This window comes from Pseudomonas sp. SIMBA_067 (assembly GCF_046534675.1).
Taxonomy (GTDB): domain Bacteria; phylum Pseudomonadota; class Gammaproteobacteria; order Pseudomonadales; family Pseudomonadaceae; genus Aquipseudomonas; species Aquipseudomonas putida.
The window spans coordinates 1-260 of sequence record NZ_JAWRYH010000716.1 but is presented as its reverse complement, the minus strand read 5'-3'; the positions used below and the strand labels follow the sequence as shown (position 1 = coordinate 260).

The 260-nt window shown below is 67.3% G+C and carries 1 pseudogene; it reads right to left on the bottom strand.

Features of this window, described 5'->3' with window-relative positions:
- A pseudogene (locus tag SB765_RS31020) lies at positions 1 to 260 on the bottom strand (efflux transporter periplasmic adaptor subunit); the annotation flags it as partial.

The following is a 260-nucleotide window of genomic DNA, read 5'->3' as shown; positions in this document are numbered from 1 at the left end:
GGCGCAATGGCGGTGCTCAAGGTCACGCTGATTGCCGTACCGAGGCGAAACGCGGGCGGGGTCTCGGCCAATGTCAGGCGTGCACGCCGGGTGCGCGTGGCGCTTTGGGCCTGAGGTTCGATCTCACGCACAGTGGCGGTGGTCTGTACGCTGGGGTCAAGCTGCCCGGCAACCACAAACACCCCATCGGCGGGCAGCCGCTCGGCAAGGCCGGCAGGCAGATCGATCACCGCTTCCTTGATATCCGGACGGGCCAGGGT